This window comes from Pelomonas nitida, from assembly GCF_043555975.1.
GTDB lineage: Bacteria > Pseudomonadota > Gammaproteobacteria > Burkholderiales > Burkholderiaceae_C > Pelomonas > Pelomonas nitida.
Genome location: NZ_JBIGIA010000003.1, coordinates 23,078 through 46,871, shown reverse-complemented (window position 1 = coordinate 46,871; position 23,794 = coordinate 23,078). Strand labels below are relative to the sequence as shown.

Here is a 23,794-nt window from a genome sequence, read left to right as displayed (position 1 = left end):
TTCAATGGCGCGCTTGCTGCACTACTGGATCGTGTATCGCAGGCTCACGTAGGCGAAGCGGCCGCGCGGGTCGGTGTAGCTGGGGTCGTAGCCACTGACGAAGAACCAGGCTTGTTGCGAGAACGGCGGCGCTTTGTCGAACACGTTCTGCAGGCCGGCGCGCAGCGTCAGCGACTTCGTCATCTCCCAGCCGGCGGACAGGTTCCACAGCGAGTAGGCAGCGACCTTGCGGTCCTCCTTGCCGACGATGTGCTGGTCGTGATAGCCGGACAGGTAGTTGTTGGAGAGCGTTGCCGTGAACGGGCCCCGCGTCCAGTCGACGCTCAGCGTATGGCGCCAGCGCTGCACCACGCCATCGTTGATGAACTGGCCCAGATTGCTGACGAACGGGTCGCCGTCACCGGTTTGTTGCTGTGACTTGAGCGTCAGCGTGCCGTTCAGGCGCAACGCAAATTCGCCGACGCTGGTCTTGAGGCCGCTGAAGCTGGCGCCGAGGTCCACGCCCGAAATGCGCTGCTTGCCGCGGTTGGCCTTCACCAGATCGATGGCGCAGATGTCGTAGTCGTCCGGGTCGTAGTGGCTGGCGCAATCTGCCGGCAGGTTGGCGCTGTCCCAGTAACGGTGAACGAGGCTGCCGTACTTGTCGAGGTTGGCGAGGATGACATCAACGCCCAGCGTGCTGATCAGGTTGCTCTTCTCGATGTTCCAGTAATCGGCGTTCAGCACCACGCCGCGCTGCGGTTCGAAGACGACACCGGCGGAGAACTGTCGAGACTTTTCCGGCTTCAGCTGGCTGTTGCTGTAATTCAGCGTTGTCCAGGTATCCGAACATTTGGTCGGGCTCGGGTTGCTGGCTTCTTGCATGCAGACCGGGTCCACCAGTGTTGCGGCGGTGCCTGTCGTTGTGGGGCGATACAAGTCAGACATGCTGGGGGCGCGGAAGCCCTTGCCGACGGACGCCCTCAGCAGCAATTCCGTCGTCGGCATGTACTTCAGGCCCAGCTTGGGGCTGAGGGCGCCGCCGCTGACCTGGTAGCGCTCGTACCGGAACGCTCCTTGGAGTTCGAGCTGCTTGGTGAGGGGCGCGCTGATTTCGCTGAACACCGCCGCCACCTTGCGCGACTTGCCGAAGTCGGAGTCCGGCCCCTGCGAGGTTTCCCCCAGGATGGTGTCCGCCTTCAGCGCATCGGACTGGTGATAGTTCTGCTTTTCGCGGCGGAATTCGCCGCCCAATGCCAAGGCGAGATCGCCGCCGGCCAGTGGCATCAGGCCCCGGGACATCTTGAAGTCCAGGCTGTCCGTCGTGCCGGTGGCGCGGCGAACCTCGCCGCGGATCTGCGCGGCCTCGTACAGCGCCAGCCCGGCTGCACCGGAAGGACCGAAGGCATTGAGCGTGCCGTCGGCAAAACCGTCGCGGATCTTTTGTTCGTCCAGGTAGCCTTGGTAATCACGGTCGGACACCTTGCTGGTGCTGTGGTTCAGCGCCCATTCGTAGTCCCAGCCGACGAGCGTGCCGTTGGTGCCGACGACGAATCGGTTGGACGACGACACCAGTTCGCTGGTTCTCAGCCCGGCCTCGGTCAGTCGGGTGCGTGCGGTGATGACGCGCTCTTCATCCTCGGGGTCCAGCGAGAGCAAAGGCGTGCCCGCAAAGATGGGAACGCGGGAGACGTCGATGTCCGCATCGATGCGGTTGGGCGTACCCGTGTAGAAGGTGCGGGAACGCGCCAGCGACACCTCCGCAAAGAGCTGGTGGCCGCCGCCCAGGTTCAGCACGCCACGGCCGAAGGCACTGCTCTTTCTGGACTTGGGGTAGAGCTCGATGTCGCGCATGTAGTCGAACGTGCAGCCATCGACGCCGCCAATGCCCTCGGGCAGGTAGAGGCTGCCATTCGCGGGGTTGCAGCCGGTTGCGGCCGACGGATTGATGTAGGCCGCGTCGGGGTCGACGACGGTCTTGCCGTTGGCCTTGTAGCCGGCATCGACCAGGGTCTGCTGCTGCGTGCTGGTGAGGACGAGGTTGCCCGGGAAACTGGCGCTGGACAGCAGGTCGGGCAGGCGGCCCGGGATGTCGAGTTCCTTGATGAATTTGCGCTGAGAGGCGTTGAGGCTGCTGGCTCGTTGCACGTCCAGCACGCCCATCACGTTGAAGCCGTCGCGGCCATAGTCACCGAAGCCACCTGACAGCGTGGCCGAGCGCTTGTTGCCGCCGCCACCTTCGGTGGTGTTGCCGGCCATCAGGCTCACATCGACGCCGCTGAAATCCTTGCGGGTGATGAAGTTGATGACGCCACCGATCGCATCGGAGCCGTACAGCGACGAAGCACCGTCCAGCAGCACCTCCACGCGTTGAATGGCGGCGGCGGGGATGCTGTTGAGGTCCACGCCTGCGGAATCGCCGGGAGACGCGAAGTTGGCCATGCGGCGGCCGTTGAGCAACACCAGCGTGGACGACACGCCCAGGCCGCGCAGGTTGGCGCCATTGAAGCCCATCTGGTCGCGAAAGCCACCAGGCGCAACGCTGCCCCCGTCTGTCAGGTTGTTGGCGCTGGCGCTGATGCGAGACAGGATCTCGGCCGCGGTGGTCAGGCCGGCCTTGTCGATCTCGCTGCGAGAGATCACCTGCACCGGCAGCGAGGTCTCGCCCTCGATGCGCTTGATGGCCGAGCCCGTCACCTCGACGCGTTCAAGCTTCTCCTGCGCCTGGGCGCCGCTCGCCAGCGCGAGCAGCGCGACCGCCAGGGCGATGCGGGACGGACAGGGGCTTCTCATCGGCAGACTCCGGAATCCAAGTGGCGTTCTCCACGAGTCTAGGCACCGCGCGGCTAGCATTTGGCCCCGGTGTGAGTTTCGTCTCGTGCGCGCCACGTCCCTTATCGTTGGGATTAGGGGCAAACCCAGGGGGTGCGTCTGTCATGATGGTGCGCTGCAACCAGGAGGAACGTGGGCATGAGGGCATGGTGGTTACGAATCGGGGCGGGATTGACCGCGACGGCGCTGGCCTTGGGGGTACAGGCAGCGGCGCCCACCGCGTCCACGGCGCCGGCCGCAGCGTCGAGTGCGCCCCAAGGGTTCCGGTTGTTCCGTCCGTTCGCGCCTGCGCCCGCGGCGGCACCCGCGCCCGCACCTCGCGCCGCCGCGCCGAAACCTGCAGCACCAGCGCCGCAGGCACCGTCGGGCAGTACGGGGGCGCTGCAGCCCGTGGCGGATGCCGAACCGGTGATTCGCGGCTATGCAGTGCCCATCGGTGGTGCGCTCAAGGCCGACAACGAGGAGGTCTGGCAGCGCATCGTGCAACTGGCCGGCGGCAAGGGCGCACGCTTCGTCGTGTTCGGCACGGCCAGTGAAGATCCCGAAGCCAGCGCCAAGCAGGTGGTGGACTTGCTGCAGCGTCGCGGCGCTGTGGCCGAGGCGCTGCCGGTCGCGCCGAAGTTCCTGTGGGTGGACCTGAACAAGGTCGTGCGCGATCCGGCGCTGATCGCCAAGGTCAAGGCTGCCAAGGGCATCTTCTTCACCGGCGGTGTGCAGGAGCGCATCGTCGACGTGCTGCAGCCCGGTGGCCAGAGCACGCCGATGCTCGAAGCCATCTGGGACGTCTACCGCAAGGGCGGCGTGGTAGCCGGCACCTCGGCCGGCGCCGCCATCATGAGCACCATCATGTTCCGCGACGCCCCCAGCGTCATCAACGTGCTGAAGGGCCGCTTCGCGGACGGCAAGCAGGTGGATCGAGGGCTGGGCTTCGTGGGCCCCCACCTGTTTGTCGACCAGCATTTCCTGAAACGGGGCCGTTTCGGCCGCATGATCCCGCTGATGATGGCCAAGGGCTACAAGATCGGCCTGGGCGTGGACGAGAACACGGCGGCCATCATCCGCGGCGACGAGATCGAGGTGATCGGCGACCGCGGCGCCCTCATCGTCGACCTGAACGAGGCCAAGACGGACGCCACGCTGGGCGCCTTCAATGTGCAGGGGGCGCGGCTGTCCTACCTGGAGCATGGCGACCGCTATCACCTGCGGGCGCGCTCGACGACGCCGTCAGCACCCAAACTGCGCGGTGACCTGCACGACGCCGAGTCGCCCAGCTTCAAGCCCTACTACACGGACGACGTCTTCAGCCTGGACATGCTGGGCGACTCCACGATCTCCAACTCGATGGCCCGCCTCATCGACAGCGTGCGCAAGGAAACCAAGGGCCTGGCCTTCGACGTGTTGCCGCGCGCCAACGACCCGCTCGCGGAACTGGGCTTCTTGTTCCGCATCTACAAGGGGTCGGACTCCATGGGCTGGAGCACCGAGGAGTTCGGTGGCGAGCAGTTCACGGTGACGAACCTCTACCTGGACATCAGCCCGGTGCGCCTGCCGATGCCGCTGTATGGCGGCTGGACAGGGCCGTCCACCGCCGCAGGCCAGGGGGGTGAAGCTTCGCCGCCGGCATTGACGGCCTCCAGCCCGTCGGGGCAGTAGGCCCGGCGGCGGCCTGCGATCATTGCGGGCTTTCCCATCCAGTTTCATGTGCGCCGCTGGCGGCGCAGGCTCCTCAAATTGCAGACTTCTCCGAAAGCAGGCACCGTTGTCGTCATCGGCGGCGCACTGAAAGCCGATAGTGCGGCCGTCTGGCAGCGCATCGTCGACGAGGCCGGCGGTGCGGGCGCACGCATCGCGGTGTTCCCGACGGCTGCCTACGAGCCCGAGCGCATCTCGGCGCAGATCGTCGCGTCGCTGAACCGTTGTGGCGCGGTCGCCCAGGTCATCCCCATCGCACCTCATCTCGACGGCGTCGACCTGCAGGCGCGGCTGCATGACCCGGCGCTGATCGCGCAGGTGGCGGCCAGCCGCGCGGTCTTCTTCTCGGGCGGTGCGCAGGAGTACATCGTCGACACCTTGCAGCCCGGCGGCCAGCCGACCGCGATGCTCGACGCCGTGCGTGCCGTATTCGCAGCCGGTGGCGTCATTGCCGGCACCAGCGCCGGTGCGGCCGTCATGAGCCAGCTGATGTTCCGCGACGCGATGGACAACGTCGCCGTGCTCAAGGGCTTGTGGCGCGCGGGGCAGGAGTACGACCGCGGCCTGGGTTTCGTCCGCGAGGGGCTGCTGATCGACCAGCACTTCCTGCGCCGCGGTCGCATTGGCCGCATGCTGCCGGCGCTGCATGCGCTGGGCTGCCGCCGCGGTCTCGGCGTGGACGAGAACGCCGCTGTCGTCATCCAGGGCGGGCGGCTGGAGGTCATCGGTGGGGGCGGCGCGATGCTGGTGGACCTGGCGGATGCGGAGCATGACGCCGCGCTGCCAGCCTTCAACCTGCGCGGCGCCCGGCTGGCCTACCTGGATGCTGGCGACGTCCATGACCTGGACACCGGCGAGACGACGCCGGCCCCGCACAAGGCGCAGGCGCTGCGGATCGATCCGTCTGCGCCCGGGTTCGTGCCCCGTACAGGCTTTGATCGCTACTTTCTGGACTTCCTCGCCGAAGGCTGCCTGCAGGCCGCGCTCGCGCAACTGCTGGAAGGGGCGGCTGACGAGGTGAGGGGACTGGCCTACCGCCATGTGCTGCCGACTCAGGATCGGCAGTTCGACATCGGCTTCGAGTTCCGGCTGTGGCGCGAGCCGGGTCTCGTTGGCTGGCGCGAAGCGACGGCGGCAGGGGACCGCTACACCTTGCTCGGCGTGCGGCTGGATGTCATTCCGGTGCGGCTGGCATTGCCGCTGCACACGCCGCTGGCGGCGGCCTGCGGCGCTGGCTGATCCGCACGCGACCGGCGGCGCGACACAATGCCGCATGGCCGAAGTGCACCCCGTCGATCCCTCCCGCCCCGAAGGCTTTCAGCGCGTCAGCGCGGCGCTGCAGGCGGCGGACCATCCGCATGCGCCGCTGTGGCTGGACGTCGCCGCGCGTACCGCGCAGGAGGCGGCCGACGCGCTGGGCGTCACGCTGGGCCAGATCGCCAAGTCCGTGGTCTTTCGCGTCAAGGCCGACGATTCGGCGGTGCTCGTCATCACCTCGGGAGACCGGCGTGTCGACGAGGCCCGGCTCAAGCCGCATACCGGCGCGCTGGGGCGCGCCGACGCCGACTTCGTCAAGGCGCGCACGGGCTTCTCCATCGGCGGCGTGTCGCCGGCCGGCTTCGCGCCGGCCGACGGTGGCGCTCGGCCGCGTCTGTTCATCGACCGCGAGCTGTTCCGCTTCGACATCATCTGGGCGGCTGCCGGACATCCGAACGGCGTTTTCAAGCTGACACCGGATGAGCTGCAGCAGCTCACGGGCGCGCCGGTCATCGACGTGGTGCAGGCATGACGGCCGCGGCACGGTCGCCCTGCGTGAACATCTGCCAGATGGACGCCGCCAGCGGCTGGTGCCGGGGCTGCGCGCGCAGCCTGCAGGAGATTGCCGGCTGGGGCAGTGCGAGCGAGACGCGCCAGCGCCAGATCCTGGCGGGCTTGCCGGTCCGGCGCGCTGAATTGCAGCGCCAGGGCCTGTGGCTGACGCCGAACCGACCCGAGTGACACCATGAAGCGCCTCACCTTCTACTTCGACCCCGTCTCGCCCTATGCCGCACTGGCATTCGAGGCCTTGCCCGAAGCGCTGGCGGGGCACAGCGTGGAGGTGGTCTACCGACCCATCCTGTTTGCGGCGCTGCTGCAGGCGCTGGGCCAGAAAGGGCCGGCGGAGATTGAGGCCAAGCGCCGCTGGACGTTCCGCCAGGTGGCCTGGCTGGCGCATCGACAAGGTGTGGTGCTGGACCCGCCGGCCCAGCATCCGTTCAACCCGCTGCCGCTGCTGCGCCTGGCCTGGGCCTGTGCCGCGCCCGAGGGGCAGCCCGGTGACACGCCGGGGCGCTGGGTTGCCGAGCAACTGTTCCACCATGTCTGGCGCGGTGCCGGTGCGGATGCCAATGAAGCTGGCCGGCTGGTAGCGCTGACCGAGCGGCTCGCACCCGCACAGGACCCGGCGGCCGAGGCCATCAAGCAGCGGCTGCGCAGTGAGACCGAGGCGGCGCTGGCGCTGGGGGTGTTCGGTGTGCCCACGGTCGAGCTCGAAGGCCGCTTGTTCTGGGGGCAGGACGCCTTGCCCATGGTGCGCGCCGCGTTGGAGGGGGACGCGTGGTTCCGCAGCGGCGTGTGGGAGTCGGCGGCACAGCGCCGGCCAGGGGTGGTGCGCAAGCACTGACGCGCCTCTCTCGGGACTTACCCGCCCAGCGGCCTGAATTCCGCAATGAGAAACCGCAAGGGCGGGTTCCTGCGGGGTTTGTCAGCCTCGATTCAGACTGGCGTCAGAACACGGTCAGAGGCCATCGCAATAGTCACGCCGCCAGGATCACGCCGCCGGGGAGTGATCCGACAACACACGGAGACTAATCATGGCAACTGCAGCAGCATCCGCAGCCGCGCCGATGACCAAGGAGGAGAAGAAGGTCATCTTCGCGTCCTCGCTGGGCACGGTGTTCGAGTGGTACGACTTCTATCTTTACGGCTCGCTGGCACCCATCATTGCCAAGCAGTTCTTCGCGGGTCTGGACCCGCAGGCCGCGTTCATCGCCTCGCTGATGGCGTTTGCCGCCGGCTTCATCGTGCGGCCGTTCGGTGCGCTGGTGTTCGGGCGGCTGGGCGACATGATCGGCCGCAAGTACACCTTCCTGGTGACCATCCTGATCATGGGCCTGTCGACGTTCATCGTCGGCGTGCTGCCGGCCTACGCCACCATCGGCGCGGCGGCGCCGGTCATCCTGATCGGCCTGCGGCTGCTGCAGGGCCTGGCCCTGGGCGGTGAATACGGCGGCGCGGCCACCTACGTGGCCGAGCATGCGCCGCACGGCAAGCGCGGCGCCTACACGTCGTGGATCCAGACGACCGCGACGCTGGGCCTGTTCCTGTCGCTGATGGTCATCCTCGGCGTGCGCACATCGCTCGGCGAGAAGGACTTCGGCGACTGGGGCTGGCGCGTGCCGTTCATCGTCTCCATCCTGCTGCTGGGCATCTCGGTGTGGATCCGGCTGTCGATGAACGAGTCGCCGGCCTTCCAGAAGATGAAGGCCGAGGGCAAGACCTCCAAGGCGCCGCTGTCCGAATCCTTCGGCCAGTGGAAGAACCTGAAGATCGTGCTGCTGGCACTGTTCGGCCTCGTCGCCGGGCAGGGCGTGGTCTGGTATTCGGGCCAGTTCTACGCGCTGTTCTTCCTGACGTCGGTGTTGAAGGTCGACGCCTCGAGCGCCAACATCTGGATCGCGATCTCGCTGATTCTTGGCACGCCGTTCTTCGTCGTGTTCGGCACGTTGTCAGACAAGATCGGCCGCAAGCCCATCATCCTGGCCGGCCTGCTGTTGGCCGTGGTGACCTACTTCCCGCTGTTCAAGGCGCTGACCGAGGCCGCCAACCCGGACCTCGCCAAGGCCCAGGCCACGGCCAAGGTCACGCTGACGACCAACGTCGCCAGCTGCTCCTTCCAGGGCAGCCCGCTGGCCCGCGAGGTGGACTTCACGAGCGCCTGCGACATCGCCAAGCGTGCGCTGGCCGTCTCCTCGGCCAGCTCCGAAACGGTTGAGGCCGCGCCGGGCGCACCCACCGTCGTTCGCGTGGGCGACAAGGAAATCCAGGTGCCCACGGCCACCAAGCTGACCGAGCACAAGTTCGACGAGACCAGCACCAAGGCCATTGCCACCTTCAAGAAGGACCTGGCCGACGCGATGAAGGCCGCCGGCTACCCGGCCAAGGCCGATCCGGCCAAGGTCAATGTGCCCATGGTCGTCGGCATCCTGTTCGTGCTGGTGCTCTACGTCACGATGGTTTACGGCCCGATCGCGGCGATGCTGGTGGAGATGTTCCCGACGCGCATCCGCTACACGTCCATGAGCCTGCCGTACCACATCGGCAACGGCTGGTTCGGCGGCCTGCTGCCCTCCATCACATTCGCGATGGTCGCGCAGAACGGCAACATCTATCACGGCCTGTGGTACCCCATCGTCATCGCCGCGGTGACCTTCGTCATCGGCCTGCTGTTCGTCCGCGAGACCAAGGACGTGGACATCTACGCCAAGGACTGATGCCCGCGTGAGTGGGTGGGCCGCGCGCCCGCCCTAACCCAGGTGACACGAGGCCGGCGCATGCCGGCCTTTTTCACGACCGCTTGTCGATTGCATCCCGCCCTGCGACGATCAGGCGCAATGGTCAAGCCCAAACAACAGAATGAAGCCGGCGGTGCCGAGCAGAGGCGGCTGCAGATGGTGGACATCGCGCGCCTGGCCGGTGTGTCCGTCTCGACCGTGTCCCGCGCCCTCAACGGCAGCGAGCTCGTCAACGCCGAGACCCGCCAGCGCGTGGCCGAGCTGGCCCGCTCGCTGAACTACTCCATCAATTTCGGCGCCCGCAACCTGCGGCTGCAGGAGAACAAGACGGTCGCCGTCGTCGTTCCCTACGACGCGAAGTCGCGCCAGCACATCTCCGACCCGTTCTTCCTGTCCATCGTCGGTTCCATCGCCGATGCGCTGACCGACCGGGGCTACGACATGCTGTTGTCGCGTGTCGACGCCGAGCATCTGGACCTGGCCTCGCACTGGTTCGACTCCGGCAAGGCCATTGGCCTGGTGCTCATCGGGCAGTGGCGCCACCATGACCAGCTCAACGAGATGGCCGCGCGCAAGCTGCCGCTGGTGGTGTGGGGCGGTGAGATGCCTCAGCAGCTCTACTGCAGCGTCGGTGGTGACAACGTCCTGGGTGGCACGCTGGCCACGCGCCATCTGCTGCAGCTCGGTCGGCGTCGCATTGCCTTCGTGGGCGACGCGCAACTGCCGGAGGTGTGGCTGCGCCGCCAGGGCTATTGCCAGGCGCTGCGTGAGGCCGGTGTGGACATCGATCCATCGCTCGAACTTCCGGCGCCGTTCGAGCCGGGTGTTGCCAGTGGCGTGTTGCGCGATTTCTGCGCGGCGCGGCGCGACTTCGACGCGGTCGTCTGCTGCAGCGACGTGCTGGCGCTGCTGACCATCCAGGCGCTGCGCGCCGCCGGCCGGCGGGTGCCTGATGACGTTGCCGTCATCGGCTACGACGACATGCCGCTCGCGGCCTATTGCGATCCGCCGCTGACGACGGTCCACCAGCCGGTGGCCGAGGCAGGTGCCGAGCTGGTGGAAGCCTTGCTGGGCCAGCTGCGCGGCGAGCGCGCGGGCCTGAGAACGATGCCCGTCTACCTGAAGCTGCGAGCCAGCGCACCGGCGGCGCCAGGCTGATCCGGGCGCCGGCCCGGCCGGTTGATTTCGGTCGGCCTGCGAACGTTTGCTGTCGATCTTGCTGCTTTGCTTTGATAGCCAAAGGAATACGTATTTCTACGGAAATGCAATCGATTGCAAGTTGACGAAGCGGCGCGCAGAATGCCGTCACGGATCCCCGCATGGCCGCGTGCGCGAGCCGAACTGCCCCGAAGAGGGCGCTGTAGACAGACAACCAGGAGACAACCATGACCTCGATCCGCTCATATGCCGCGCTCGTCGGCATCCGTTCCACGCGCCGCCCGGTGGCGGCTGCCGTGGCCTGCCTCTGCCTGGCTGCCTCGGCGCAGGCCCAGCAGGCGCCCGCCGAGCCCGCCGATGGCCTCAAGCTCGACGCCGTCGTCGTGACGGGCACGTCGTCGGCGAAATCCAAGATGCGATCCAGCGTCGCGGTCTCGACGATCGAGAGCGACGGCGTCACGGCCGTCACGGCGGCCAGTGCCACGGATGTGCTGCGCGCCATTCCGGGCATCCGCGCCGAGGCCAGCGGTGGCGAGTCCAACGCGAACGTGGCGGTGCGCGGCATCCCCGTGTCGGCCGGTGGCGCGCGCTACATCCAGTTCCAGGAGGACGGCCTGCCCGTGCTGCAGTTCGGTGACATCGCGTTCGCGACGCCCGACACCTGGATGCGCGCCGACGCCGCCTTCGAGCGGCTGGAGGTGGTGCGCGGCGGCTCGGCCTCCACGCTGGCCACCGGTGCGCCGGGCGGCATCATCAACTTCATCAGCCGCACGGGCCTGGAGCCCGGCGGCAGCCTGCAGCTGACCAAGGGGCTGGATTTCGACCAGACGCGGGTGGACTACGGCTATGGCGGCCGGCTGGCGCCGAAGACACGGTTCTACGTGGGCGGCTTCTACCGCGTCGGCGACGGCGGGCGCAAGGGCGCGGACGGCAGCGAGAGCGGCGGCCAGATCCGCGGCAACGTCACGTTCGAGCTCGCCGGCAAGGACTTCCTGCGCCTGAGCTTCAAGCACCTGGACGACCACACGCCCACCTTCATGCCCACGCCGGTCCGCTACGTGAACGGCAGCATCCAGGAAATCCCCGGCCTGGACCCGCGGCGCGCTGCCTTCTACAACGCCGGCTGGCCGCTGGACAGCACGCTGACCAACACCAACGGCCGGGCGCTGAGCAACATCCGCGACGGCCTGGGCGCCAAGAGCGATGCCTTCGGCGCCGAGGTGAGCCTGGATGCGGGCGGGGGCTTCCGGCTGCAGAACAAGTTCTCGTGGAGCAAGAACAGCGGGCGCTTCATCGGCATCTTCCCGGGCGACGACGTGGCCGCCGCGCCGGCGGGCACGACCATCGCCACCGGCCCGGACACCGGCAAGCCCTACAGCGGCAACAAGTTCACGGCCGTCGTCTTCAACACGCGCATCGACGACGCCGGCCTGCTGGCCAATGACCTGAAGTTCTCTCGCGACATCGCGCTGGGCGGTGGCATGACGCTTGGCGCCGTCGCCGGCCTCTACACCTCGGTGCAGAAGCTCGACCTCACGTGGAACTTCAACCAGTACTCGCTGTCTGCCGACGAGAGCGGCGCGCGGCTGCTCAACGTGCCGGGCGTGACCAACGGCGCGCCGGGCTTTGGCGGCTGCTGCAGCAACTTCCAGGACAGCAAGTACACGACCAATGCGCCCTACCTGGTGCTGAACCTGGATGCCGGCGCCTTCACGGGCGACTTCAGCGTGCGCCGCGACAACAACAAGGCCAGCGGCAACTACTTCCAGTCCAACGCCGGCATGGCCTACGACCTGACGAAGCCCAACCTGATCGACTACACGTTCGGCCGCACCTCGTACTCGCTGGGCGGCAACTACGCGCTGAACCCTGACCTGTCGGTCTTCGCGCGCTACTCCGACGGCGCGGCCTACAACGCCGACCGCATCACCTTCTTCAACAACCCCAACCTCGTCAACGGCAAGAGCTCGACCATCCCGGTCAACAAGGTGCGCCAGGCCGAGGTGGGCGTGAAGCTGCGCAGCGGCGGCTACAGCCTCTTCGCCACGCTCTTCCACGCCAAGACCGACGAAGTCAACGTGGACGTGACGACCACCCCCATCGTCGCCAAGGCCAACAGCTACCGCAGCAACGGCCTGGAGCTCGAAGGCGCCGCCCGTTTCGGCCTCGTGAACCTGCTGGCCGGCCTGACCTACACCGACGCCAAGCAGCCCGACGGGAAGGCGCCCAAGCGCCAGGCCAAGGTGGTCTACCAGCTGACCCCGACGCTGAACTTCAGCGAAGCGCTGACGGCCGGCGTCGGCATCGTCGGCACGACGAAGAGCCAGGACGACGGCCCCGGCGGGCCGCTGACCATCACCTTGCCGGCCTACACCGTGGTGAACGCCTTCGTCAGCTACAGCCTCACGCCGAAGGCTCAGCTGACGCTCGCGGCGAACAACCTCTTCGACGAACTCGCCTACACCGAGAGCAACGACGGCCGCGGCGCGGCGCGTGCCTACACGGGCCGTACCGTGAAGGCCAGCCTGCGCTACAGCTTCTGAGCGCCATGACGGACGGGCCCGTGCCAATCCCCATCGTCGTGATCGGCGAGGCCCTCGTGGACCAGTTCCGCGACGGGCCCGTCGCAGGCGGTGCGCCTTTCAATGTGGCGCGGTCGCTGGCGGCGTTCGGCGCGCCGGTGCAGTTCATCAGCCGCATCGGTGTCGACGATGCCGCCGGCCGGCTGGTGCTGGACAGCGCCGCCCGCTTTGGCCTGTCGACGTCGGGCATCCAGCGCGATGAGCAGCGCGCCACAGGGCGGGTCAGCGTGCATGAGGCGGGCGGGGTGCACCGCTTCGAGATCCATGCGGACGCCGCCTGGGACCACCTCGAGCGCCCAGCCATCTCATGCGGCGGCATCGTCTACTTCGGCAGCCTGGCGCAGCGCCACCCGGTCGCGCGGGCGGCGCTGCGCGGCCTCGTCAAGCAGGGGCAGGGCGTGCGGCTGCTGGACCTGAACCTGCGTGCCGGTGCGAGCGAGCCGATGCTGGCTGCGGAGTCGCTGATGCTGGCCGACTGGGTCAAGATCAACGAGGACGAACTCGACCAGCTGTTTGACTGGTTCGAGCCCACGCTGCCGGAGCTGATGGCGCGCTTCGCGCTGAAGCGCATCGTGCTGACGCGTGGCGCTGCGGGCTATGCGTTCTACGGTGAGCAGGGCCGGCTGCTGGCCTGCGGCGCCGGCGTGGCGCAGCCAGCCTTCGTCGACAGCGTGGGTGCTGGCGACAGTTTCACGGCCATGCTGCTGGCCGGCCTGTCACTGGGCCGCGATGTGGCCGCCACGCTCGCGCTGGCCAACCGCTACGCGGCCATGATCTGCGGCGTGCGCGGCCCGCTGCCCGACGATGCGACGCTGCTCGCACTCTGGCGCGACGCGCTGCAGGCACTGCCGGCGTGCGGGGCCGCCGCATGAACAAGCCGCACCTGTCGTTCACGCAGATCGTGAACATGAACGTCGGCTTCCTCGGCATCCAGTTCAGCTTCGGCCTGCAACAGGCCAACATGAGCCCGATCTACCAGATGCTGGGCGCCGACGGCAAGGATCTGCCCTATCTCTGGCTGGCCGGGCCCATCACGGGCCTTGTCGTGCAGCCCATCATCGGCGCGCTGAGCGACCGCACAACCCATCGCTGGGGCCGGCGCACGCCTTACTTCCTCATCGGTGCGCTGATCTGCTCGCTGGGCCTGCTGGCCATGCCGTTCAGCCCGGCGCTGTGGTTTGCGGCCGGCCTGCTGTGGATCCTCGATGCCGCCAACAATGTGACCATGGAGCCCTACCGGGCCTATGTGAGCGACCGGCTTCGCGAGGAGCAGCACGCCAGCGGCTTTCTGACGCAGGCGTCGTTCACCGGGTTGGCGCAGACGCTGGCCTACCTGACGCCCAGTCTGCTCGTGGCCGTGGGCATGAACAAGGACGCGCTGGGCGCCAACGGCATCCCGCTCGTCACGACGCTGGCATTCGGCGTCGGAGCGCTGCTGTCGTTCGCGACGGTCTGGTGGTCGGTGCGGCGGGTGCCGGAGTTGCCGCTGCCGGCGCAGGAGCTCGCGCGGCTGCGTGCCCTCCCGAAGGGGCTGGGGCCTGCGCTGGCGGAGATCTGGGGCGCCGTGCGCGAGATGCCGCCTACCATGCGCCGGCTGTGGTGGATGGCGCTGTGCCAGTGGTACGCCATGATGTGCTACTGGATCTACATCGTGCCCATGCTGGCTGCCAGCGTCTTCGGCACGGATGACCCGCACAGTGCGGGGTTCCGGGATGCCGCGCTGTTGAACGGGCAGGTGGGCGGCTTCTACAACGCCGTGGCCTTCATCGCCGCGTTTGCGATGGTGCCGTTCACGCGGCGCCTCGGCGCGAAATGGGTGCATGCCTTCGCGCTGAGCTGCGCGGCGGTCGGTATGTGGCTGCTGCCCGGCATCCATGACAAGGCCTGGCTCTTCCTGCCCATGGTCGGCATCGGCCTGGCCTGGGGTTCCATCATGGGCAACCCCTATGTGCTGCTGGCCGGCAGCATCCCGCCCGAGCGGGCCGGCGTCTACATGGGCATCTTCAACATGTTCATCGTGATCCCGATGCTCATCCAGGCCGTCACGCTGCCGCTGCTCTACGACAGCCTGCTGGGCGGCCGCCCCGAGAACGTCATTCGCCTGGCCGGCGTGCTGCTGGCCCTGGCCGCCGCCTGCGTGCTGCGCGTTCGTCCCGAGAGTTCCTCATGAAAAACCAAGTCCAGCTCATCACCTACGTGGACCGCCTCGGCGGCCAGCGCGACGGCACCGACCTCGCGCGCCTCACGCGTCTGCTGTCCGCGCCCGGCTCGCCGCTGGCGGGCGTGTTCGGCGGCGTTCACCTGCTGCCGTTCTTTCATGCCATCGACGGCGCGGATGCCGGCTTCGATCCCATCGACCACACCCAGGTCGACCCGCGGCTGGGCGGCTGGGCAGACATCAAGGCGCTGACGGAACGACTGGACGTCATGGCCGACGTCATCGTCAACCACATGTCCAGCGACTCGCCGCAGTTTCTGGACTACTCAGAGAAGGGCGAGGCTTCCGCCTATGCCGGGCTGTTCCTCACGCTGGACGGGGTGTTCCCGCAGGGCGCCAGCGAGCGCGACCTGCTGGCGGTGTATCGCCCGCGGCCGGGGCTGCCGCTGACCTATGCGACGCTGAAGAACGGCGAGCGTCGCATCCTGTGGACCACCTTCACGGCCGCGCAGATCGACATCGCCGTGCACCACCCGCAGGGCCGCGCCTATCTGTCGAGCATCTTGCGCTCCTTCGCCGACAACGGCATCCGCATGGTCAGGCTGGATGCCGTGGGCTATGCGGTCAAGAAGGCGGGCGACAGCTGCTTCATGATGCCGGAGACCTTCGACTTCATCGGCGAGTTCGCGCAGGAGGCGAGGGCGCTGGGCATCGAGGTGCTGGTGGAGATCCACGCCTATCACCAGCGCCAGATCGAGATTGCGGCGAAGGTCGACTGGGTCTATGACTTCGCGCTGCCGCCGCTGGTGCTGCATGCGTTCAATTTCCACACGGCCACGGCGCTCAAGCGCTGGATCGCCATCCGCCCGGCCAACGCGCTGACGGTGCTGGACACGCATGACGGCATCGGCATCATCGACATCGGCGCCGACGCTTCCGATCGGGAGGCTCACCCGGGCCTCGTGTCGCCGCAAGAGCTGGATGAACTCGTCGAGTGCATCCACGCCGCCAGCCAGGGCGAGAGCCGGCAAGCGACCGGCGCGGCCGCGAGCAACCTCGACCTCTACCAGGTCAACTGCACGTTCTTCGACGCGATGGGTCGTGACGAGACGGCCTACCTGCTTGCGCGTGCGGTGCAGTTCTTCCTGCCGGGCGTGCCGCAGGTCTACTACGTCGGCCTGCTCGCCGGCCACAACGACATGGCGCTGCTGGCGCGCAGCCAGGTGGGGCGCGACATCAATCGCCACCATTACCGCGACGACGAGATCGCACGCGAATGCGAGCGGCCGGTGGTGCGCCGCCTCATCGAGCTGATCCGCCTGCGCAACCGCCACGCGGCCTTCGGGGGGCGCTTCGCGCTGCTCGACAGCGGCGAGACCTCGCTGCACCTACGCTGGGAGCAGGCGCAGGACTGGGCCGAGCTGCGCGTGGACTTCGCAACGCAGAGCCATGCGCTGACCTACAGCCTGCCCGAAGGCGGCGAGGGCCGGCTGGCCTTCAGTTGAGCGTCAGCCTCGGGCGACAGAATCGGCCTCATTCAAACCCTGGGGAGACCCGAGCATGTGGAAGTTGATCGTCGGCTTCATCGCCTTTGCCGCCCTCGCGCTGTACATCCTGACCAAGAGCGGCGGCAACATCGACCTCAGTGGCGAGAAGCATGACGTCGCCGCCCATGAGCCGTCGGCCTCCGAGGCGGCTGCGGCAGGGACGGCGGCTTCAGCGGCGGTCACCGCCGCGTCGGCCCCGGCATCCGCCGCATCTCAGTGAGGCTCAGCGCGGTCTCGGTGAGACCTCGCGCGACTGCACGCATGTTCAAGTAGCTGCGGCCTCCGTGGCCGCGCGTTGCGGCGCGTTCAGCGGCAGGCGCACCAGCATCTGCGAGCCCTGGCCGGGAGACGATCGCACCTCGATCTGACCGCCCAGTATGTTGGTCACGATGCTGTGCACGATGTGCATCCCGAGGCCCGATCCGCCGGTGCCGAGCTTGGTGGTGAAGAACGGGTCGAAGATGCGGCGCCGCACGGTCTCGTCCATGCCGCGCCCGTCGTCGATCACGCTCAGCTCGGCCTCGCCATCGTTGAGTGGCGCGCAGCGCACCGTCACCTGGCCGTGCGCCTGGCCGTCGAACGCGTGCAGCAGTGCGTTCATCAACAGGTTGGTCAGCACCTGGCCCAGCGCGCCGGGATAGCTGTTCATCGTCAGGCCCGGGCTGAGCTCCGTTCTGATCGTGAACGGCGTCTTCTTGAAGCTGGGCTCCACCATGACGAGCACGTCCTCGATGACCTGGTGCAGTTCGAAGTCGCGCCGCAGGTCGGCGGTCTGGTCGATGGCGACCTGCTTGAAGTCGCGCACGAGATCGGCGGCCTTCTGCACATTGCGCTGCAAGATGTCCTGCGCACGTCGCGTGTCTCGGGCCAGTTCTTCCAGTGTGCTGCGGCGCAGCGGCACACCGCCCGACAGCATCTGCTCGAGCTGCCGGTAGCGATCTTCCAGTGTCGAAACCACCGTCAGCGCGTTGCCCAGCGGGGTGTTCAGCTCGTGGGCGACACCGGCGACCAGGCGGCCCAGAGATGCGAGCTTTTCCGACTCCACCAGCTCATGCTGGGCGGTCTGCAGCGTCTGCAGCGTCTGGGACAGCTCGCCATTGCTCGCGGTCAGCTCGGCCGTGCGTTGAGCCACGGTTTCTTCGAGGTTGACGTTGTGCTGGCGCAGCGCCTCGAACGCGGAGAGCAAAGCCTGGCGCATGCGCTCCATCGCAGCGCCTACGCGGGCGATTTCGTCGGCACCGCTGATCAACAGCGGCTGGTTCAGCCGCCCGGCCGCCAGCGCCTCTGCGCCGCGGGTCAGTTCGGTCATGGGGCGCAGCATGTAATGCCGCAACACCCACACCATCAGCACGAGTGACAGGGTCAGGGTGAGCCCGCTGCGCCAGACCGTGCGCCAGACATCGGCGCGCTTGGACTGCAGCAGGGGGGCCGCGGTCATCGTGATGGTGAGGTTCGCGATCTCGCGCCCATCACGCAGGATGGCGCGCGTCTGGCTCAGCGTCAGCGCAGCATCCTCCCCGTCGCGTGAGCGCTCGAAGGACAGGAAGGGCGCGGACGATGTCTGCTCGATCACCCTGACGGCGACGAAGCGCGGGTCGTCCACCTGCGCTTTCACCATGGGCTCGGCGAGATCGGGCGAGACCTGCCACACCGGCTCGGCGAGCGACAGCGACATCACTTCGCTGGTTCGCGCCAGGTCCTTGCGCAGATCTTCCATCGCCGTCTCGCGCGTGTTCTGCACGTCGTAGAGCAGCACGGCCGTGGTGGGCAGCAGCAGACCCAGCAACAGCGCCAGCATCACCGCGAACGTCAGCGAGTTGCGCTGCCAGCCGAACGGGCGCGCCGGGGGCGGCTGCATGGGGGGCGGTGTCGATGCGGGGTGATCCGACATGGATGACGCGCGGACAGGGAGGCAGGTCGGGCGAGTGTAGGCCGGAGAAACCCGATCCCGATCCGCGGCAGGTCGACGACAGGTCGGGTTTTTCCCAAACAAAATCAAGCCTATTTCTAGGGGGGTAAGCCTCACAATTGGTCACCAGCAGGCCGTTTCGGCACTGCCTAGGAGAAAAAAAGTGAAGCGTTGGGGTGTTGTGGCGGCGATCTTCGCCGCCAGCTTGGGGATGGGGAACGCACGGGCGGACGGCATGTTGCGCATCGGGATGGTCGCGGGCTTCACAGGTCCGGTAGCCAGTCTTGCGCAGGAGAGCGCCGAGGGTGCGAGGCTGTATTTCGACTCGATCAATGCCCAGGGGGGTATCAAGGGTCAGTTCATCGAGCTCGTCGCGGTGGATGACAAATACGACGATAAAACCGCCGCGGCTCAGGCCCGGGCGTTGGCCGGCCAGGGCGTGCTGGCGCTGATGTTGAGCCGTGGCACCGGTCCGACCGAGGCGATGCTGCCGGTGCTCAAGGAGAACAAGCTCTCACTCGTTGGGCCGGCGACCGGAGCCATCAGCTTGCACGAGCCGGTGCAGCCCTACGTCTACAACCTGCGGGCGAGCTATCAGAGGGAAGCCGAGCAGGCCGTCAAGCACTTGGTGAGCACCGGCGTGAAGCGCATCACGATCGTGCAGGTCAACGATGCGTTCGGCAATGATGCAGGCAAGGGCGCCATCAAGGGGCTGGACGACCTGCGATTGCGTGCGATGGCTAACCTACGCTTCGACCGCAACCGGCCGGATCTCGCCCCCACCATGCAGGCCATTGCCAAGGCCAGCATCGAGGCGGTGGTGCTCATCGGGCCGGGTTATGCAGTCGCCGAGGGCATTCATGCGCTGCGGGCGGCGGGGTCCACGGCGCCGGTGGCCACGTTGTCCAATAACGCTTCGGCGGAGTTCGTCAAGGCGCTCGGCGACGCGGGCCGTGGCGTCATCGTCACGCAACTCTTCCCCTATGAGCGCTCCACGTCCAACCCGATGGTGCGCGAGGCGCTGAGCCTGGCGAAGTCGGCCGGCCGCAGTGAGTTGACGCCTGCACACATCGAAGGGTTCGCAGCCGCCAAGATCGTGGTGGACGTGCTGCGCAAGGCGGGCAAGGACATCACCCGCGACAACGTGAACAAGGCGCTGGACAGTGCTCGCGTCGACCTTGGCGGCCTGCAGGTGCACTACACCGAGAAGGAGCACGGCGGGCTGGAATATGCCGATGTCTCCATCGTGTCTGAAGACGGCCGGTTCAAGCGATAGCAACCCCGTCAGGCGGCTGCTCCCCAGGGCCGCATCGGCCGCCGCCGCGAGCCCGCCTCCTTGCAGCCGCGCGATGATGCGCCCTGCCGTGACGCCTGGCCGCGTCACATTTTTTGGAGTGTGCGATGGATCTGGGATTGAAGGGCCGCTGGGCGTTGGTTTGCGCCGCGAGCAAGGGCTTGGGGCGAGGCTGCGCCGAGGCGCTGGTGGGGGAGGGCGTCAATGTCGTCATCACCGCGCGTGGTGACGCCGACTTGCAGGCCACGGCCGGCGCGCTGCGGGCGATGAACGCTGCCGTCGAGGTGAGGGCGGTTGCCGGTGACATCACGACCGAGGCGGGCCGCGCGGCAGCGCTGGCGGCCTGTCCGCAGGTCGACATCCTCGTCAACAACGCCGGTGGCCCGCCGCCGGGCGACTTTCGTGACTGGGAGCGCGAGCAGTGGCTGGCCGCGCTGGATGCCAACATGCTGGCGCCCATCGCGCTGATGAAGGCCACCGTGGACGCGATGGCGGCGCGCGGCTTCGGGCGCATCGTCAACATCACTTCCGGCGCCGTGAAGGCCCCCATCGATTCGCTGGGGCTGTCCAACGGCGCGCGTTCCGGCTTGACCGGCTTCGTCGCGGGCCTGGCTCGGCAGCCGCGCCTGGCCGGTGCGAATGTGACCATCAACAACCTGCTGCCCGGCGCTTTCGATACCGACAGGCTGCGCAAGAACATGGCTGGCGCCGCCGCCCGCGCGGGCGTGCCGCTGGACGACGTCGCCGACAAGCGCCGGGCGGGCATCCCGGCCCAACGTTTCGGTACGGCGGCGGAGTTCGGTGCGCTGTGCGCCATGCTGTGCAGTGCACAGGCCGGTTATTTGACGGGGCAGAACATCCTGCTCGACGGCGGCAGCTACCCGGGAACCTTCTGATGGCCCGGGCCCGGCGCGTCCTGCTCGGTCTGCTGCTGCTGGCAGGCTTGCTGGCGCTCGGCGTGTGGCTGGTGCTGCGTGCCAGCCTCGCGCAACTGGACGGTGTCCGGCGCATGGCGGCGCTCAGCGCGCCGGTCGAGGCCCAGCGCGACGCGCGGGGCTACCTGACCATCACCGCCGAGAACCGGCTGGACGTGGCGCGCGCACTGGGCTTCGTGCATGCCCAGGAGCGCTTCTTCCAGATGGACTTGATGCGTCGCAACGCGGCCGGCGAGTTGTCTGCGCTGGTGGGGCCGAAGGCGTTGCCGCTGGACAAGGCTCGCCGCCTGCACCGCTTTCGTCACCGTGCCGAGGTTGCGGTGGCTGGGCTGCCGGGCGACGAGCGCGCATTGCTGGACGCTTATGTGGGCGGCGTGAATGCCGGTCTGGACGCGCTCGGCGGGCGCCCGCCCGAATACCTGCTGCTGCGCCAGCAGCCTCACGCATGGACGGCGGCGGACACGCTGCTGGTGGCTTACGGCATGTACCTGGATTTGCAGAGTGCCCAAGGCCGTGACGACATCGCCACCGGATGGCTGCGCGACCAGCTGCCGTCCGACTGGTATGCGTTCCTCACCCAGCACAGCGCCGACTGGCAGGCAGCGCTCGACGACAGCCACGTCACCGCCGTGCCGCTGCCGGCGGGCGCCATGCCCGAGATGCTGCGGGTGATCAAGGCGGCCTGCAGTGATTGCGAGCCGCGCGACGCCCGAATCCTGGGCAGCAACAACTTCGCCGTGTCGGCCGCCCGCGGCGATGGCGACCGCGCCATCCTGGCCGACGACATGCACCTCGGGCTGCGCTCGCCCGGCACCTGGTTCAAGGCGCGCATGCGCTGGAAGGACGCGGCCGGCGCTCACGATCTCGCCGGGGCGACCCTGCCCGGCACGCCGCTGCTCATCGTGGGCAGCAACGGGCAGGTGGCCTGGGGCCTGACGAACACGACCTCGGATTGGGCCGATGTCGTCGACCTGCGCCTCGACGCGGCCGGCACCCATTACCAGGCCGGCGATGTGCGGAAGCCGCTGACGCGGGTTGTGGAACGCATCGAGGTGGCCGACGGCACGACGGTGGCGCTCGAGGTGCTGGAGAGCGAGTGGGGCCCGGTGCTGCCGCAGCCGGCGCCCAAGGGCCATGCTTATGCGCTGCGCTGGGTCGCTCATGATGCGCAAGCCGTGAATCTCGGGCTGATGCGGCTGGAATCGGTCAGCAGCGTCGAGGAGGCGGTCACGGCCGCTGCGAGCGTCGGTGTGCCGCACCAGAATCTGCTCGTCGCCGATGCGGCCGGGCACATCGGCTGGACGGTGCTGGGTGCGATACCCCGGCGCAGCGGCGGCGACCCTGACCACCCCCAGGACTGGAGCGACGGCCGCACGCGCTGGCAGGGCTACCTGACGGCGGCCGAGCAACCGAAGGTGATCGATCCCGCCGACGGGCGGCTGTGGACTGCCAACTCGCGCATGATCGGCGGCGAGGCGATGAAGCAGTTAGGCAACGGCGGCTGGGACCTGGGCGCGCGCGCCATGCAGATCCGCGACGACTTGCGCGCGCAGGCCCGCCTGGACGAAGCCGGGCTGCACGCCATCCAGCTCGATCACCGCGCGCTGTTCCTGCAACGCTGGCGCCGCCTGCTGCTGGACCAGGTGCTGACGGCCGACTTCGTCGCCGCCAACGGCCTGGCCGACGTCCGCGCCGAGGTCGAGAAGAGCGCCGACGCGGCGCGTCCCGATGCCGTCGGCTACTTGCTGGTGCGCAGCTTCCGCCTGGAGGTGCTGAAGCAGTTGTTCGCGCCGCTGGCCGGGCTGCTGGAGGCGCAGGGGCTGAAGTTGGCCGACGTGAAGATGGTGCCCGAGACGCCCGGCTGGGCGCTCATCCAGGCCGCCAGGCCCGACACCTTGCCTGCGGCCTACAAGACCTGGCCGGAACTGCTGCAACGTGCGCTGCTGGACAGCCGCCAGGCGCTGGTCGGCAAGTACGGCAGCGTGGCCGCTGCGACCTGGGGTGCCGACAACCCGACCGGCATGCGCCACCCGTTGAGCATGGCCGTGCCGGCACTGTCGGGCTGGCTGGACCAGACGAGCCAAGGCATGGCCGGCGACGCCCACATGCCTCGCGTGCACAACCACGGCCACGGGCAGAGCGAGCGCATGGTCGTCTCGCCGGGGCACGAGGAAAAGGGGCTGCTCGTCATCCCCGGCGGCCAGAGTGGGCACCCGTTGTCACCTTTCTACCGCAGTGACCATGCCGCCTGGTTGGCCGGTCAGGCGCTGCCCTTCCTGCCCGGCGAGGTGAGTTATCGCCTCGTGCTGAAGCCCTGAACTGGAGCATTGAAATGAAAGTCGCACTCGTCACTGGCGCCGGGTCGGGCATCGGCCGTGCAGTCGCTCGCGCGCTGGCGCGCGACGGCTGGACGCTGGCCTTGATGGGCCGCCGCGAGCCCCCGCTGCGCGAGACGCTCGCCGACGCCCTCGTCCTGCCGGCCGACGTGGCCGACGAGGCCCAGGTCGACGCCGCTTTCGCGACGCTGAAGCAGCGGCTGGGTCGGCTGGACCTGTTGTTCAACAACGCGGGCATCAGCGCGATCGGCGTGCCCATTGACGAACTGCCGGTCGCGCAGTGGCGCGCCGTCGTCGACACCAACCTGACGGGCAGCTTCCTGTGCGCTCGCGCGGCCTTCATGCTGATGAAGTCGCAGCAGCCGCGAGGCGGCCGCATCATCAACAACGGCTCCATCTCGGCCCATGCGCCGCGTCCCCATTCGGCGCCCTACACCGCCACCAAGCACGCGATCAGCGGGCTGACCAAGTCGCTGAGCTTGGACGGCCGGGCCTTCGACATCGCCTGCGGGCAGATCGACATCGGCAATGCCGCCACCGACATGACCGAGAAGATGGCGCGCGGCCTGCCGCAGGCGAACGGCCAGATCGCGGTGGAGCCGCGCATGGACGTCGAGGACGTCGCCCGAGCCGTCGTCTACATGGCCGGCCTGCCGCTGAGCGCCAACGTGCAAACCATGACGGTGATGGCGACCCAGATGCCCTTCGTCGGCCGCGGGTGAGCGGCGCAGCGGCGTGACGGCAGCCATGACCTCTTTCCTGGTGACCCGGCCTTGAGCATGCTGCGGGCCGCAGGTGCATGCAGCACCGTCACAATCG

At 68.1% G+C, this 23,794-nt stretch carries 18 protein-coding genes; 16 read left to right on the top strand and 2 right to left on the bottom strand.

Features of this window, described 5'->3' with window-relative positions:
- Positions 1 to 21: 21 nt before the first annotated feature.
- Positions 22 to 2,772: a TonB-dependent receptor gene (locus ACG00X_RS04655; RefSeq protein ID WP_394486831.1), complete on the bottom strand. Its 2,751-nt coding sequence runs from the start codon at positions 2,770 to 2,772 to the stop codon at positions 22 to 24.
- Positions 2,773 to 3,078: 306 nt separating this feature from the next.
- Between ACG00X_RS04655 and ACG00X_RS04650 the strand changes: the two genes are divergently transcribed.
- From ACG00X_RS04650 to ACG00X_RS04595, 12 genes are all read left to right on the top strand, one after another.
- Positions 3,079 to 4,464 carry a cyanophycinase gene (locus tag ACG00X_RS04650; protein WP_394486830.1) on the top strand — a complete coding sequence of 462 codons (1,386 nt, stop codon included), beginning with the start codon at positions 3,079 to 3,081 and terminating at the stop codon, positions 4,462 to 4,464.
- Between the two features lie 78 nt (positions 4,465 to 4,542).
- Positions 4,543 to 5,742, top strand: coding sequence for a cyanophycinase (locus ACG00X_RS04645; protein ID WP_394486829.1), 1,200 nt, complete (start codon positions 4,543 to 4,545; stop codon positions 5,740 to 5,742).
- 34 nt (positions 5,743 to 5,776) lie between these two features.
- Complete coding sequence (locus ACG00X_RS04640; protein WP_394486828.1) at positions 5,777 to 6,292, top strand: YbaK/EbsC family protein; 516 nt, start codon at positions 5,777 to 5,779, stop codon at positions 6,290 to 6,292.
- Positions 6,289 to 6,501 (top strand): DUF1289 domain-containing protein, encoded by a 213-nt coding sequence (locus tag ACG00X_RS04635; RefSeq protein WP_394486827.1) that lies wholly within the window; start codon positions 6,289 to 6,291, stop codon positions 6,499 to 6,501. Before ACG00X_RS04640 ends, ACG00X_RS04635 begins: the two co-directional genes overlap by 4 nt.
- Positions 6,502 to 6,505: 4 nt before the next feature.
- A complete protein-coding gene (locus ACG00X_RS04630) occupies positions 6,506 to 7,165 on the top strand; it encodes a 2-hydroxychromene-2-carboxylate isomerase (protein WP_394486825.1) in 660 nt (219 codons plus the stop codon).
- Positions 7,166 to 7,355: 190 nt separating this feature from the next.
- Positions 7,356 to 9,035, top strand: a complete 1,680-nt coding sequence (locus tag ACG00X_RS04625) for an MFS transporter (protein WP_394486824.1) — start codon at positions 7,356 to 7,358, stop codon at positions 9,033 to 9,035.
- A 120-nt stretch (positions 9,036 to 9,155) separates the two neighbouring features.
- The gene (locus ACG00X_RS04620; protein WP_394486823.1) at positions 9,156 to 10,214 is read left to right on the top strand and encodes a LacI family DNA-binding transcriptional regulator; all 1,059 of its coding nucleotides are present in this window, start codon (positions 9,156 to 9,158) and stop codon (positions 10,212 to 10,214) included.
- Between the two features lie 227 nt (positions 10,215 to 10,441).
- Positions 10,442 to 12,757, top strand: coding sequence for a TonB-dependent receptor (locus tag ACG00X_RS04615; RefSeq protein WP_394486822.1), 2,316 nt, complete (start codon positions 10,442 to 10,444; stop codon positions 12,755 to 12,757).
- A 5-nt stretch (positions 12,758 to 12,762) separates the two neighbouring features.
- Positions 12,763 to 13,668, top strand: a complete 906-nt coding sequence (locus ACG00X_RS04610; protein WP_394486821.1) for a PfkB family carbohydrate kinase — start codon at positions 12,763 to 12,765, stop codon at positions 13,666 to 13,668.
- Positions 13,665 to 14,966 (top strand): MFS transporter, encoded by a 1,302-nt coding sequence (locus ACG00X_RS04605; protein ID WP_394486819.1) that lies wholly within the window; start codon positions 13,665 to 13,667, stop codon positions 14,964 to 14,966. The genes ACG00X_RS04610 and ACG00X_RS04605 overlap by 4 nt, the downstream gene beginning before the upstream one ends.
- Positions 14,963 to 16,459, top strand: a complete 1,497-nt coding sequence (gtfA, locus tag ACG00X_RS04600; protein ID WP_394486817.1) for a sucrose phosphorylase — start codon at positions 14,963 to 14,965, stop codon at positions 16,457 to 16,459. The genes ACG00X_RS04605 and gtfA overlap by 4 nt, the downstream gene beginning before the upstream one ends.
- Positions 16,460 to 16,514: 55 nt before the next feature.
- Positions 16,515 to 16,721 (top strand): hypothetical protein, encoded by a 207-nt coding sequence (locus tag ACG00X_RS04595; RefSeq protein WP_394486816.1) that lies wholly within the window; start codon positions 16,515 to 16,517, stop codon positions 16,719 to 16,721.
- 45 nt (positions 16,722 to 16,766) lie between these two features.
- Here ACG00X_RS04595 and ACG00X_RS04590 read toward each other — a convergent pair whose 3' ends face one another.
- Entirely contained in the window at positions 16,767 to 18,359 is a 1,593-nt protein-coding gene (locus ACG00X_RS04590; protein WP_394486815.1) for a sensor histidine kinase, read from the bottom strand.
- Positions 18,360 to 18,573: 214 nt separating this feature from the next.
- Here ACG00X_RS04590 and ACG00X_RS04585 point away from each other — a divergent pair, with 214 nt between their 5' ends.
- The 4 genes from ACG00X_RS04585 to ACG00X_RS04570 all read left to right on the top strand — a co-directional run bounded on the left by ACG00X_RS04585 (position 18,574) and on the right by ACG00X_RS04570 (position 23,697).
- Positions 18,574 to 19,686 carry an ABC transporter substrate-binding protein gene (locus ACG00X_RS04585; RefSeq protein WP_394486814.1) on the top strand — a complete coding sequence of 371 codons (1,113 nt, stop codon included), beginning with the start codon at positions 18,574 to 18,576 and terminating at the stop codon, positions 19,684 to 19,686.
- A 125-nt stretch (positions 19,687 to 19,811) separates the two neighbouring features.
- Positions 19,812 to 20,600, top strand: coding sequence for an SDR family oxidoreductase (locus ACG00X_RS04580; RefSeq protein WP_394486813.1), 789 nt, complete (start codon positions 19,812 to 19,814; stop codon positions 20,598 to 20,600).
- Positions 20,600 to 22,957, top strand: a complete 2,358-nt coding sequence (locus tag ACG00X_RS04575; protein WP_394486812.1) for a penicillin acylase family protein — start codon at positions 20,600 to 20,602, stop codon at positions 22,955 to 22,957. Before ACG00X_RS04580 ends, ACG00X_RS04575 begins: the two co-directional genes overlap by 1 nt.
- Positions 22,958 to 22,971: 14 nt before the next feature.
- Positions 22,972 to 23,697 carry an SDR family oxidoreductase gene (locus ACG00X_RS04570; protein WP_394486811.1) on the top strand — a complete coding sequence of 242 codons (726 nt, stop codon included), beginning with the start codon at positions 22,972 to 22,974 and terminating at the stop codon, positions 23,695 to 23,697.
- Positions 23,698 to 23,794 lie beyond the last annotated feature (97 nt).

Bases quoted from the DNA above. Each gene is read 5' to 3' on its own strand.
- ACG00X_RS04655 (WP_394486831.1), bottom strand. From the start codon at position 2,772: ATGAGAAGCCCCTGTCCGTCCCGCATCGCCCTGGCGGTCGCGCTGCTC.
- ACG00X_RS04640 (WP_394486828.1), top strand. From the start codon at position 5,777: ATGGCCGAAGTGCACCCCGTCGATCCCTCCCGCCCCGAAGGCTTTCAG.
- ACG00X_RS04635 (WP_394486827.1), top strand. From the start codon at position 6,289: ATGACGGCCGCGGCACGGTCGCCCTGCGTGAACATCTGCCAGATGGAC.
- ACG00X_RS04630 (WP_394486825.1), top strand. From the start codon at position 6,506: ATGAAGCGCCTCACCTTCTACTTCGACCCCGTCTCGCCCTATGCCGCA.
- ACG00X_RS04625 (WP_394486824.1), top strand. From the start codon at position 7,356: ATGGCAACTGCAGCAGCATCCGCAGCCGCGCCGATGACCAAGGAGGAG.
- ACG00X_RS04620 (WP_394486823.1), top strand. From the start codon at position 9,156: ATGGTCAAGCCCAAACAACAGAATGAAGCCGGCGGTGCCGAGCAGAGG.
- ACG00X_RS04615 (WP_394486822.1), top strand. From the start codon at position 10,442: ATGACCTCGATCCGCTCATATGCCGCGCTCGTCGGCATCCGTTCCACG.
- ACG00X_RS04610 (WP_394486821.1), top strand. From the start codon at position 12,763: ATGACGGACGGGCCCGTGCCAATCCCCATCGTCGTGATCGGCGAGGCC.
- ACG00X_RS04605 (WP_394486819.1), top strand. From the start codon at position 13,665: ATGAACAAGCCGCACCTGTCGTTCACGCAGATCGTGAACATGAACGTC.
- gtfA (WP_394486817.1), top strand. From the start codon at position 14,963: ATGAAAAACCAAGTCCAGCTCATCACCTACGTGGACCGCCTCGGCGGC.
- ACG00X_RS04595 (WP_394486816.1), top strand. From the start codon at position 16,515: ATGTGGAAGTTGATCGTCGGCTTCATCGCCTTTGCCGCCCTCGCGCTG.
- ACG00X_RS04590 (WP_394486815.1), bottom strand. From the start codon at position 18,359: ATGCAGCCGCCCCCGGCGCGCCCGTTCGGCTGGCAGCGCAACTCGCTG.
- ACG00X_RS04580 (WP_394486813.1), top strand. From the start codon at position 19,812: ATGGATCTGGGATTGAAGGGCCGCTGGGCGTTGGTTTGCGCCGCGAGC.
- ACG00X_RS04575 (WP_394486812.1), top strand. From the start codon at position 20,600: ATGGCCCGGGCCCGGCGCGTCCTGCTCGGTCTGCTGCTGCTGGCAGGC.
- ACG00X_RS04570 (WP_394486811.1), top strand. From the start codon at position 22,972: ATGAAAGTCGCACTCGTCACTGGCGCCGGGTCGGGCATCGGCCGTGCA.